This window comes from Magnetococcales bacterium, assembly GCA_015232395.1.
Taxonomy (GTDB): Bacteria; Pseudomonadota; Magnetococcia; order Magnetococcales; family JADFZT01; genus JADFZT01.
Genome location: JADFZT010000112.1, coordinates 1,994 through 11,116 on the forward strand (window position 1 = coordinate 1,994; position 9,123 = coordinate 11,116).

At 55.6% G+C, this 9,123-nt stretch carries 7 protein-coding genes; 5 read left to right on the forward strand and 2 right to left on the reverse strand.

All coding sequences use genetic code 11. The annotated features are described in order from the left end of the window. On the forward strand, positions 1–577 hold a 577-nt coding region (gene ubiG / locus HQL52_18790; GenBank protein ID MBF0371492.1), incomplete at its 5' end, for a bifunctional 2-polyprenyl-6-hydroxyphenol methylase/3-demethylubiquinol 3-O-methyltransferase UbiG. 167 nt (positions 578–744) lie between these two features. On the opposite strand, the gene HQL52_18795 is transcribed toward ubiG, so the two are convergent. Then, entirely contained in the window at positions 745–1,074 is a 330-nt protein-coding gene (locus HQL52_18795; protein MBF0371493.1) for a hypothetical protein, read from the reverse strand. Positions 1,075–1,189: 115 nt separating this feature from the next. Here HQL52_18795 and HQL52_18800 point away from each other — a divergent pair, with 115 nt between their 5' ends. After that, on the forward strand, positions 1,190–2,155 hold the full coding sequence (locus tag HQL52_18800; protein MBF0371494.1) for an RluA family pseudouridine synthase: 966 nt from the start codon (positions 1,190–1,192) through the stop codon (positions 2,153–2,155). 7 nt (positions 2,156–2,162) lie between these two features. Here HQL52_18800 and HQL52_18805 read toward each other — a convergent pair whose 3' ends face one another. Further along, positions 2,163–3,311, reverse strand: a complete 1,149-nt coding sequence (locus HQL52_18805; protein ID MBF0371495.1) for an aminotransferase class V-fold PLP-dependent enzyme — start codon at positions 3,309–3,311, stop codon at positions 2,163–2,165. Between the two features lie 163 nt (positions 3,312–3,474). Between HQL52_18805 and HQL52_18810 the strand changes: the two genes are divergently transcribed. The 3 genes from HQL52_18810 to HQL52_18820 form a co-directional block, all read left to right on the forward strand. Beyond that, the gene (locus tag HQL52_18810) at positions 3,475–6,189 is read left to right on the forward strand and encodes a response regulator (protein MBF0371496.1); all 2,715 of its coding nucleotides are present in this window, start codon (positions 3,475–3,477) and stop codon (positions 6,187–6,189) included. Between the two features lie 68 nt (positions 6,190–6,257). Then, positions 6,258–6,680 carry a hypothetical protein gene (locus tag HQL52_18815; GenBank protein ID MBF0371497.1) on the forward strand — a complete coding sequence of 141 codons (423 nt, stop codon included), beginning with the start codon at positions 6,258–6,260 and terminating at the stop codon, positions 6,678–6,680. 461 nt (positions 6,681–7,141) lie between these two features. Further along, the coding region (locus HQL52_18820; protein MBF0371498.1) for a hypothetical protein at positions 7,142–9,123 on the forward strand (1,982 nt) is incomplete at its 3' end.

Here is a 9,123-nt window from a genome sequence, read left to right on the forward strand (position 1 = left end):
GGATTTGAGCGGTCTGAACATTCTGGATATCGGCTGTGGGGGCGGCATTTTGTCAGAGTCCCTGGCCGAAGAGGGGGCCAATGTCGTCGCCATTGATCGCTCGGAAAAGATTATCGGTGTGGCCAAAACCCACCAACAGGAAAGCGGCTCCAGTGTAGATTATCGGGTGCAGTCGGCCAAAGATTTGACAGCCGAAGCCCCCGGAAGCTTTGATGCGGTGGTGGCCATGGAGGTGTTGGAGCACGTAGCTGACGTGCCGACCTTTCTCGGTGAGTGTGCCCAACTGGTCAAACCGGGGGGACACTTTTTTTTCGCCACCCTCAACCGCACCCCGAAATCATGGCTTTTTGCCATTGTCGGTGCAGAATATATCCTGGGCTGGCTGCCCAGAGGCACCCACGAATACCACAAATTTATCCGTCCCTCGGATCTCAGGCGGGATCTCAGACATGTGGGCATTTCGGTCAAGTCCATCGCCGGGATGAGCTATGTTCCCCTTGAAAATGACTGGACCTTGAGCCGGGATACCAGCGTCAACTATCTCGGCGTGGGGATATTGGATCCGGGAAGGTCTTGATTGGATCCGGGAGGGGGTTGGTTGAATCCCGAAGCCTCTGATCAGAATAGCAGCCCCCAGCCACTTTCATTTTGATCGTGGCTGGGGGCTGCTTATCGATAGAGAGTGGGGCCTTTTGATCTGGGTTTCCAGAGGGTGGAGGCTCTTGATCTGGAATGCCGTTTCCGTCAGTTTTCCGGGGAGGGTGTCGGAGAGAGAGCTTCGGATTCAGGGGTTGGCTCAAAACGAATGCGGCGTTTTAAGCGACCCTGGGAGGTGATGAAGAGCAGCTCCCGGTTTTCCTCTTCCACCGTCACCCAGAGGGCGATACCCGTGCCGACGTTGGTGGCCAGGGAGAGTTGCCCCCCTTCTGGCACCTGGATGAGGGTTTCGGTTTCGCTTGAAGCTGTGGCCATGGGTCCGCTCCCCTCCTTGCCAGCCATTTTGGCGACCAGCAGGGCGAAGCCGCCAATGAGCACGAATGCCATCACAATCACGAATGTTTTTACCAGCTTCATGCCCATGGATGTTCTCTTTTCCTCTGTTTTTCCCATATTTTCTGATGGGGGATTGGATGTTTTCTGACGTGGTTTTTCCATTTTCAATGAATCTTTCAACCCCTTCGAACCCCTTATGAATCAACGCCACTTGACCCTGCTCCCGGAGGCCCAAGGGGAGCGGCTGGATAAGGCCCTGGCCCAGGCAGCTGGAGATCTCAGCCGAACCGCCATTCAGCGACTGCTCAAAGAGGGTGCTATCTCCCATGAGGGTCAAATCGTCACCAATCCTCGGGAAAAGGTGGCCGGGGGTGAGGCCTATCTTCTTTTGATTCCCGACCCTACTCCCATTGAGGCCCAGCCCGAGGCGATCCCCCTGGATATTCTCCATGAGGATGATCACCTGGTGGTGGTCAACAAACCCGCAGGTCTGGTGGTTCATCCCAGTCCCGGAACCCCCAATGGCACCCTGGTGAACGCCCTCCTCCACCACTGTCTGGGGCCTGGTGGCGGTCTTTCCGGCATTGGCGGGGCGATTCGACCGGGTATTGTCCACCGTCTGGACAAGGATACCAGTGGGGTGTTGGTGGTGGCCAAAAATGATATCACCCATCAGGGCTTGGCCGAGCAGTTCCAGGCCCATACCGCTTCCCGACACTATCTGGCGGTGATCAAGGGGGTGCCCAGGGGCGGTGGTGGTGAATTGAGCGCTCCCATCGGTCGCCACCCCAAACATCGTCAGCGTCAGGCGGTCACTCCTCGGGGCCGGGAAGCGATCACCCACTATCAAACCCTGGAGCACCTGCCCCCTTTTACCTTGGTGCAGTGCCGCCTGGAGACGGGCCGTACCCATCAGATTCGGGTCCACATGGCCCATCTGGGTCATCCCCTTTTGGGAGATCCCCTCTACGCCCGCCCCTTCAACGCTCCTGGCCACTGGCCGGATTGGATTCGGCAGGTGGTGTCTGGCTTTAAGCGCCAGGCCCTTCACGCCGCCTCCCTGGGATTTTTGCATCCGGTAACCGGAGAGAAGCACCTGTTTGAGATCCCGCCTCCGGAAGATTTTCAAAATTTGCTAAAAGCCCTGCGGAGCCTGGAATAGTCTGATTTCAGCCCAAAAGCCGATCCAGCGTTTCCAAGGTATACGCCACTTCCCGCTGATCCTGGTAAAAATGGGGGGAGAGGCGAATGCCGCGACCCCGTTCAATCTGAAAGATGCCAGCCCCGGTGAGTCCCCGCTGGAGAGCCCTGTTTTCCAGGCTGGGGTGGGAAAAAATCAGGATACCGGCCCCCGGGCGTCCCTGATCGTTGAGGGGGGTGTGAATCCGGCAACCCCGTTCCAGCAGCCCGGTCATCAACGCCCCTACCAACCCCTGTACCCGCTGCCAAACCTGCGCCTCCCCCACTTCCAGTAATAACTCGACCCCCGCTCCCAACCCTTCGATACCCAAAATGTTGGGGGATCCCGCCTCGAATCGCCGGGCGCTCTGGCGGGGTTCGATGACGATCCGGTCATATTCTCCCACATTGGCCACCGAATGCCAGCCCAACACCCGGGGTTGAATTTCCGCCATACCTTTTTCGGAGAGATGTATCAGGCCACACCCTTCCGGCGAGAGGAGCCACTTGTGGCCGTCAGCGGCCAAAGCATCAATGCCCCAGCCGCTGACATCCATGGGGAGCACCCCCAGGCTCTGAATGCCATCCACCACAAAGAGGGTCTCGGTTGGTTTAAGCACCTCTCCCAGGCGTTGGATGTCCACCGCAGCCCCCGTACTGAACTGCACGGAGCTGACCGCCAAAACCCGGGTGCGGGCGTTGACCCGCTCCAGAAGCGCTTCCGCATCCACTCCCCCATCCGGTTTGGAAGGTACCTGATGAACCTTGACCCCGAAGCGCCGGGCGATATCCAGCCAGATGACGATGTTGGAAGGGAACTCCTGATCCGTGGTGATGATCTCATCCCCCCGCCGCCAATCGATCCCCAATGCCACAAAGGAGAGCCCCTCGGAGGTGCTGGCGACAAAGGCCAGTTGCTCGGGATTGCCTTTGATCAATTGGGCACACTGCCTGCGAATGCGCTCCTGGGCACGATCCAGCTCCCCGTAACGGGAAGCGCCATGGTTTACCAAATGGTTGGTAAGGGCGGCGATTTTGTCTGCTGAACGCTTGGGTATCGGGGCAACACCGGCATGGTTGAGATAGACGAGTCCCTCCCGGAGGGGAAACTCCGAGCGCTCCGGAATGGGGGAGATCATGGCAGGGTTCACTCTTTCGGCTTTATGGCGTGCTCTGGACGTGGCAGAATAGGCAATTGCATTTTTTTTTCAAACTTATACCCTGTCCGGAGTAGAACCCGAAGGGGGAAAAGGATCACCGGCCCATGGATCAAGCCTTGTTCAGCCATTTGAGAAGCCTCCCGTGATCACACCTGCACTGCTGCAACAGATGACCCAGAATATGGTGGAAGGGCTCTTCATTCAAGATACCGAAGGGCGCCTGACTTTTCTCAACCGCGAGGCGGAGCGCCTTCTGGGGTGGTCAAGTGCGGAAATATTGGGACGCAATATCCACGAACTCATCCACTATCAAAACCGCTTGGGAGAGCCTGTCCTTTCCAACGAATGCCCCGTACACAAATGTTTGCAGTGTGGCGAGACATTTCAGGTGGATGAAGATGTCTTTACCCATCGCAACGGCCATCTGATTCCGGTCTCCTTTATCGCCTCCCCCATTTGTGAAGATGACCACATCATCGGTAGTGTGACCATTTTCCAGGATCTGGCCCGTAAGCGACAGGTTGAACGGGAGATCAAGCAGGCTCGGGATCTGGCTCTGGAAGCCTCGCGTTTAAAGTCGGAATTTTTGGCTAACATGAGCCACGAAATCCGCACCCCCTTGAACGGCATTATCGGCATGACCGATCTGCTTCTGGATACCAAGATCAACAAAGTACAAAAGGAGCTGGCTGGAACGGTCAAGGAGTCGGCCCAGGCCCTTTTGACCATGTTGACCGATATTCTCGATCTTTCCCAGATTGAAGCGGGCAAGATGGAGATCAAAGTGATTGATTTCAAGCCTCTGGAGGTGGTGGAAGAGGTGGCGGAGTTGATGGCGAGTCAGGCCCAAAACAACAACCTCGACCTGCTGACCGAAGTGGCCAACAAAATTCCCATGGTGCTCCGGGGAGATCCAGCCAAGCTGCGTCAGACCCTGATCACCATGGTGGCCAATGCCCTCAAGTTTACCAAAAAAGGGGAAGTGGTCATCCGGGCCACCTTGCGGGAAAAAACCAAAAAAAAGGCGGTGTTGCGTTTTTCCGTCACCGATACCGGTGTCGGCATTCCCAAGGCCGCCCGGGGGCAGATTTTCCAGCCGTTTCGTCAGGCCGACGGCTCTTCCACACGGCAGTTTGGCGGGGCGGGGTTGGGATTGACCATTGCCAACCGTTTGGTGGAGCTGATGGGGGGAGAGATCGGCTTCGAAAGCAAAAAAAACAAGGGCTCTACCTTTTGGTTCACTGTACCCCTGGATCGCGCCAAGGCTGAAGAGGAGGCCCCTGCCTCCTATGTCGCTCTGGCCGGAGCCAAAGTGTTGGTGATGGACAGCCACCCCACCAGCCAGACCATCCTGCAAAACCATCTGCTTGGCTGGAATATGAAGGTCACCGGGGTGGAAAACCTCACGGAGGCCATGGCCTCTCTGGAACATGAATCCCAAGCCGGGGTGCCTTATGACGTGGTGATTGTCGATCACGCCTCTGACCCCAACAACCATCTTGATTTTGGCCGTCAGGTTATCGATTCCGCCAATTTTTCCCGAACCGCTCTGATACTTCTCACCTCCCTCAGCGAAAAAAAACAGTTCGATGGCGCACAAAAGGCGGGCTACATCTCCTTGCTGGTCAAGCCGATCCGACGCAATCGTTTGCAAAATTGCCTGTTGGGGCTCTTTCGCCCCGAGGCCTGGGACACTTCTGAGGCGGAGAGCAGTCATTCATTGCGCACCCAGCCCTTGCGCGCCACCAGCTTCACGGATTCCCATCCAGAGGTCTCCTCAGCCCAACGTCTGATCCTCCTCGCTGAAGATAATGTGGTCAATCAAAAGGTAACCCAGGGCCAGCTCAACCGTCTGGGCTATCCAGTACACACCGTGGCCAATGGTCGGGAAGCGGTGCATGCGGTGAAATCTTCCAAATATGCCCTGGTATTGATGGATTGTCAGATGCCGGTGATGGATGGTGTGCAGGCCACCAAGTCGATTCGGGATGCCTTTGAGGATAGTGGCGGACCGCGCATTCCGGTTATCGCTCTGACCGCCAATGTGCAGCTAGAAGACCGCTCCCGTTGCCTGAGTGCAGGCATGGATGATTTTCTCTCCAAACCGGTTGCCATCGAAGAACTGGACAAGGTGCTGCGCAAGTGGATCCCTTCCCATGATGACCATCTGCCCGTGCCAACAGATGCGAAAAGCGCTTTGGCCATCGAAGTGCCAAAATCCCCTTCGCAGCAAAGCGATTCACACTCTCCTACCGGTGACAAACCGGATGCGGGCTCAATTTTATCCTCACCGGAGCAAGGGGCGGAAGGGGTAACGACTTCAGTTGATGGGGAACAGCCACTCCTGGAAGGAGCCTCTGATGAAGAGGTTCTGCCAGTTGATGATCCCACATCAGCTCCAGCTGATGGGAAGTCTGTTGCTGAAGAAGCGCCTCCTGTCAATGGTGGCAGCCCGGGGGATTATAACGGGGTGCCCGTCATTGAGATTGAAGAGTTGGAAAACCATTTTGGGGATGACCGGGCGACGGTAGTGGAATTTTTGGATATGTATACAGCCACCCTCTCCGACCTGATGGGTACCATGGCGACCACTCTTGAAAATGCCGATACCGAGGTTTTGCTGGAGATGATTCGGGAGCTGAAGGAGGCCAGCTCCAACGTGGGGGCCATGGCCATGGTCGATCTGTCTGAACGGTTGAAACAGGAAGTCAAAAACATGGCCGCACTCCATCCTGGGGAAGATCTGAAGTCGGAAGTCAAAAACCAAACCTGGGGAGCGTGCCGGGGGCTGTTGGATGAGATGGAGAGCTTGACCCAAAAAACCATACAGTTTGTGGACCATTTCAAGGCCAGCTAAACAGCCTTCAAACGGGTAGCCATCGCGCTGTTCGAAGAGTCATGTGATCGAAGGAAGGGAAGTCACAGATGATGCAGGATTCAGAAGCCCAAGAGACCACAGAAATCAGTGTGGATCCCCTGGAGCGGCGTATGCGCTGGTTGGGGCGGGCCAAAGGCAAACCACCGGAGTGGCTGGCCACATTTGTGGAATCACCCCAGGCGGGTTGGGTGGTGGTCACCGAAGAGGGAGAAAAGCCTCACGAGGTACGCCGTTCCGCCTATCTCGAAGAGCCAGCAGAGCTGCCCTTTTGGGCTTTTGTTGTGGCTAAGGCTTATCTGGAAGATGTGGGTGAGTGGCCTCTATACGGCATGAATACCGAGATGGCGCTGGATACTTTTATCGAAGGGGGGGAGTTGGACCCCGCCAGTGCTGTCCGCCAAATTTTGGCAACGGTCAAGCCGGTTTGGCCAGACCTGGAAGTCGTCTTCGTGGGAAGGGAGCGGGGGTAGTTAATCCCTCCCCGTTACCAGACAATCAATCTTCCATGGCTTCCAGCCATTTCAACAATTTTTTGACTCTTTTCGGTGCTTTTTTCCGGGAAGAGCTTTTGGCTTGAGCCTTTTTGATCAGCTTTTTCATGGTGTTGCCTCTTTTTTAGGAATGGGTCGGTCCCTCCAAGGGGAGGAGTCGAATCTCGTTATGCTGGTTTTTAACGCAAACTTTGTACCATTTTTACAGTTTCGTGTTAAATAAGGCTGTCAGGTGATAGAGGAAGGGTTGGTGTATCGTATGGGAATGCCCCCCTTTCAGAGAAAAAATGCCCGCCAGTGCTGTAAATAGCATGGCAAGCCATTGGAATTTACGGGAATTTGCCCCAGAATAGTCTCTGGTAGAGATCAGTCGGGTCACATAGGCTTGAAGGGCCTTGATAGAGCCAGTTGAGCGGCGCTCTCAAGTCATGGGAGATGATATGAAAGTCGATAAGATTTGGTTTCCGAAAAATCGTTTGATTCCGCAGCTGCAACCCAACATCAGTGATGATGACAAAAAAAAGTTACGGGATTTGCGTCAAGATATTTTGGGACTGCTGCTCAAACAGCGTTTTATCTCCTTCATCAAGCTGCCCCGGGTCTATTTTGATAATCAACTCAACTGCCTCTGGCTGCTCCACGGTTTTCAGGCCCAGTCCGAGGATATGTTCAAATATGTCTCCAAACTGCAAATCCACCATTTTCGCCACTGGTCGATCCCCACGGCCAGTCAGGTGCGCTCCATCATCCAGGAGCCCCTTTTTACCGAACACCCCACCTTTCAAGAGGCCACCCTTTTAACCAGTACCTCTCTCAAAGGTGATAAGGGCTACCTCACTATCGGGATTGGCCAGGGAGAGGAGGTGGCTGCGGATGACATCCACTATCTGATTCCCACCCATCAGGTCAGCCAGCGGGATATTCTTTCTTTTATTGTTGCCAATACCCTGGTGCCCAAGGATGTCGAAGGGGTGCCGGAAAAACTGAAAGAGCTTTACAACCTGACCATGGCGTTGAGCCAAGGCAGCAAAAGCTCCCCGACCCCCTCCCTCAGAGCGGTGAAACAATATTTTTTGGAGGGGGATTTCAACCGTGCCCGGCTGCCGGTGCTGGAGTCCGATTTTCTCTACGATATCAACAAGGGACTCTGGGAGCTGCACCAACTCAAACCCCCGAAAACCAAGGGGTGGGTGGAGGTGCGTCTTCCCGAATCCTGGGAAGCCCGCAATCCGGAGCTGGATATTCGGGAAGGGATGGTGACCATTGATTTTGGTACCAGCTCTACGGTGGTAGCCTGCCGGGAACATGGCCAGACCGTTCTGCTGCGGGTGGGATTGGGGGATCTTTTCCGCAAGCCGAAACCAGAGGATTACCAAAACCCCACCATTCTGGCTTTCATTCATCTACCCAACCTGCTGGCCGCCTGGAACAGTGAATCCTATCGGCCCCAGACCCGCTGGGAAGATTTTCATTTTTCCCATGAAGCCTTGAGCCTCTTCCGGGAAAATGAAGCTAATCAGCGCATTGTGGGTTCGATTCTCACCAACATCAAACAGTGGCCCTTAAGCGCCATTACCGATTCCCACCCTTTGCGGATTCTCGATCAGGATACCGGAACCGATCTGGAGATCCGGCCCACTTCCAACGCCATGCCGGTGCCCGGGCAACCAGTCACCGTCAGCCCCGACGATCCCCTGGATCCCATTGAGCTTTATGCCTACTACCTGGGGCTTTTCATCAACCACCGGGTCAACGGGCTCTTTTTGGAATATTACATGACCTTCCCGGTCACCTATCCCAAGGAGGTCAAGGAGTCCATCTTGGCTTCCTTTGGTCGGGGGTTGCAGCGCTCCATGCCCGCCTCCCTCATGAACAGTGATCGGATGGCGCGGTTTTCGGTGCGGGAAGAGGGCTCGGAGCCTGCGGCCTATGCGGCCTGCGCCTTGGAAGAGCTTAAAATCGAAGCCACCCGGGAGGGGACCGCTTTTGCGGTGTTTGATTTTGGTGGCGGTAGCTCCGACTTTGATTTCGGCATCTATCGCCTCCCTTATGGGGAGGAGGAAGCGGGCTATGAAACGGTCCTCAGGCACTTTGGCGCCAGTGGCGATATGTTTCTGGGAGGTGAAAACCTGGTAGCCCACCTGGCTTATCTCACCTTTCAGCACAACATCGAAATTTGCCGGAAGCACAAAATTCCCTTTGCTTGCCCGCCTGAAGGGCGTCTTTTCCCCGGCAGCGAACTTTTCGTCGATTATTCCCACATCGCCCAGACCAACTCCACCATGTTGATGGCCAAGGTGCGGCCCATCTGGGAAAACTTTGACTGGGCTGTGGAAGAGGGTGTCGCCACCACTCCATCTGGAGGCAAAGCGGCCCCTCCCCCGTCCCGGCGACGCTCCGACCGCATCGGCGATGCCCTGGC

Coding starts and splice junctions, on each gene's coding strand:
- HQL52_18795 (MBF0371493.1), bottom strand. CDS start 1,074: ATGAAGCTGGTAAAAACATTCGTGATTGTGATGGCATTCGTGCTCATT.
- HQL52_18800 (MBF0371494.1), top strand. CDS start 1,190: ATGAATCAACGCCACTTGACCCTGCTCCCGGAGGCCCAAGGGGAGCGG.
- HQL52_18815 (MBF0371497.1), top strand. CDS start 6,258: ATGATGCAGGATTCAGAAGCCCAAGAGACCACAGAAATCAGTGTGGAT.
- HQL52_18805 (MBF0371495.1), bottom strand. CDS start 3,311: ATGATCTCCCCCATTCCGGAGCGCTCGGAGTTTCCCCTCCGGGAGGGA.